The 2,805-nt window shown below is 71.4% G+C and carries 2 protein-coding genes; both read right to left on the bottom strand.

Translation table 11 applies throughout. From position 1 onward, the window contains the following. The coding region (locus ACWDVB_RS40145; RefSeq protein WP_451520007.1) for a condensation domain-containing protein at positions 1-1,338 on the bottom strand (1,338 nt) is incomplete at its 3' end. A gap of 115 nt (positions 1,339-1,453) precedes the next feature. Beyond that, positions 1,454-2,805: condensation domain-containing protein (locus ACWDVB_RS40140; protein WP_451520008.1), on the bottom strand; the 1,352-nt coding region annotated here is incomplete at its 5' end.

Raw genomic sequence — 2,805 nt, 5'->3', positions numbered from 1 at the left:
CTCCACCACAAGACCCCGCTCGAAAGCCCCCACCACGTCGACCCGACCCACCGGCACCGACGGATCCGCCACCATCTGCTCAAGCACCCGTATCAAGCGCTCGACGACAGACTCCGCGGCGGCGTGGTCGTACAGGTCGGGCCGGTGGTCGAGTTTGACGGCCATGCGGTCGCCCTCGGGGGCCACGACCAGCGTCAGCGGGTAGTGGGCGGCCTCCTGCTCGCCGAGGGGGCGCATGGTGAAGGCGTCCGGGGCGGGCTCCTCTTGAGGAGGGCGCGGGTAGTTCTCGTAGACCACGATCGTGTCGAGGACGGCGCCGGGACCGGCCAGTTTCTGGACCTCGGAGAGGCCGAGGTGTTGGTGTGCCATGAGCGCGGCCTGGCGGCCCTGCAGGGCGGTGAGCATCTGCGAGACCGGCTGCGCGCCGTCGAGCGGCACGCGTACCGGCACGGTGTTGATGAAGAGGCCGACCATCGACTCCACGCCGGGCAGTTCGGCGGACCGGCCCGCGACGGTGGCGCCGAACACCACGTCCGTACGGCCTGCGAGCCGCGCCAGGACCAGTGCCCAGGCCCCTTGGATCACCGTGTTCACCGTCAGGCCCTGGGCGCGCGCCAACTGGGCCACACCGGACGTCAGTTCCTCGGAGATCCGGGTGACCAGGCTCTCCGGTGCGACCGGCGTCCGAGCAGGGTCCGCCGGGGCCACGAGGGTCGGCTCGTCGACCCCGGACAGCTCCGCACGCCAGGCGGCACGCGCCGCCTCCTTGTCCTGCCGGCCCAGCCACGCCAGGTATTCGCGGTAGGAGGTCGTCCGGGGAAGGCCGCGGGTGTCGCCGCCCGCCGCGTACACGGCGGGCAACTCGTTGAACAGCACTGCCATGGACCAGCCGTCCATGACGACGTGGTGGCTGGTGAGGACCAGCCGGTGCCGTTCGTCCCCCAGCCGGATCAGCAGGAGCCGCAGTAGCGGTGCCACCGCCGGGTCGAACCGCTGTGACCGTTCGTGCGCGGTCAGCCGGTCGGCCTCGGCGAGTGCGTCGGCCTCCGCGAGCCCGGAGACGTCCTCCGTACGCCAGGGCAGTACCACCTCACGCGCGATGACCTGCACCGCCTCACCGGACTTGCGGCCGCGGAAGCTCGCCCGCAGCGCGCCGTGCCGGGCCAGGAGCGCCTGCCACGACGTCCGCAACCGGTCCGCGTCCAGCGGCCCGTCGAGTTCCAGCACCCGCTGGCCCTGGTAGACGTCCGGACCCCGGTCGTCGAAGGCGGCGTGGAAGAGCAGGCCCTCCTGCAACGGTGACAGCGGCCAGACATCCTCGACACGGGATCGGGTCATCGTTTCTGTCTCCTCATAGCGGCTGCGTGCCTCGGCGAGACGTGCCATCGGGGTTGTCGACCAGTCCGAATCAGTCAGATCACTCGAAGCAGTCGGATCAGTGGGATCAGTGGGATCAGTCGAATTCGTCAAATTCGTCGACTTCGTCCTGAGCCAGGTCGAGGAGAGGGAAGTCGGAAGGGGTGTGTCCGCCGGAGGCGGGAGCGGCGGTGTGGTCCGCGAGGCCGCCGAGCATCTCCACCCAGGCCCGCCCGAGCCGTTCGGCGTCCGCGTCCGTCACCAGGAGGCCGGGCCAGCTGACGGTGACCGTCAGCTCGGGCCCGCCCGGGGTGTCCCGCACCATCGCGCCGACGTCCAGCAGGTGCCGCAGCGGGGTGTCCGGTTCGGTCGAGCCGCCGATCGCGTTCCCCGCGGCCATCTGCCAGGGGGCGTCGGCCTGTCCCTCCGCCGCGTCGGCGGTGAACCGTCCCATGTAGTTGAAGCCGATCTGCGGGGACGGCCTGGTACTCAGGGCCGGGCCGGTGTCGGGGTTGAGGTGACGCAGCAGTTCGTAACCGAGGCCGTCGCCGGGCACCGCGCGCACCTGCTCCTTGACCGCCTTCACGAGTGCGCCGGCCGCGGGACCGCCGGCCAGGACCTGGGCCGGATCCACCCCTGCCGCGTCCAGCCGCACCGGATGGGCGCTGGTGAACCAGCCCACTGTGCGCGACAGTTCCACGCCGTCCAGCTGCTCGCGGCCGTGCCCCTCGACGTCGACCAGGAACCCGCACGAGGATTCCGGCCGCCAGCATGCGACCGCACCCGCCAGCGAGGCGAGCAGCACCTCGTCCACACCGCAGTGGAACGCGGTCGGCGTCCGCGTCAGCAATGTCCCGGCCTGCTCCGGTGGTACGACCCACGAGCGGCGGCGCAAGGTCCGTACGGTGTCCACGGTCGGATCCAACGCCCTGTGCGCGAGCGCGTGTTGGGACTCACCCAGCAGCTCCAGCCAGCGGTCCAGCTCGGCGACCCGCTGCTCGTCGACCGCCTGCGCGGACAGCACCTGCGCCCAGCGGCGGAATGACGTCCCCACCGGGTCCAGCCGCGGTGCACGCCCCGCAGCCGCCGCCTCACAGGCGACTTGAAGGTCCGGCACAAGGATCCGCCAGGACACCCCATCCACAACCAAGTGATGGCCTACGAGGATCAGTTGACCGGCCCGTCCAGGACCGGCGTCCACCCAGACCACCTGGACCACGACCCCGGAGGCCGGATCGAGGCGCCGTGCGGCCTCGCGTGCCACCGCGTCCACGCCATCGGCCCCGACCTCTGCCGCGTCCACCCGCATGACCAGGTCACCGGCGTCCACCGACCCGGGCTCACCGACGATCAGCTTCGGCTCGCCGGGGATCGTGCGGGCCCGCAGCATGTCGTGGGTGTCGAGTACGGCATCAAGTCCGGCCGTCAGCACATCGATCCCGAGCCCGG

The sequence above is a fragment of the Streptomyces sp. NPDC003379 genome, assembly GCF_053589195.1.
Note: the sequence above shows the minus strand (reverse complement) of the source record. Positions and strands in the feature narration are given on the sequence as shown.